Raw genomic sequence first — 262 nt, forward strand, 5'->3', positions numbered from 1 at the left:
ACCTGCACTCATTCCATTGGAACAGTAACAAATATCTATTATGTTAATAGGTACATAATTCAATTTATTGGTATTTATATTATAAAAAGGAATACATACAAAATCACAGGAATACTCATCTGGAGTCATAAATGTAAGCTCTCTTAGAACTTCAAGTTTCTCTTTTTCATTATCATGCGTATTGAATAATCTTGATACCCAATTCTTCTCACTTGATATAAATTCTTCGACACTAAGATATTTTTCATCAGTTGAATTGTAG

Annotated in this window: 1 protein-coding gene; it reads right to left on the reverse strand. The window is 28.6% G+C overall.

Annotated features, from left to right (window positions below; all coding sequences use genetic code 11):
- The coding region (locus tag AACQ14_RS24370; protein WP_339366118.1) for a hypothetical protein at window positions 1-262 on the reverse strand (262 nt) is incomplete at both ends.

This window comes from Vallitalea maricola (assembly GCF_036985595.1).
In the GTDB taxonomy this organism is placed as follows: domain Bacteria; phylum Bacillota; class Clostridia; order Lachnospirales; family Vallitaleaceae; genus Vallitalea; species Vallitalea maricola.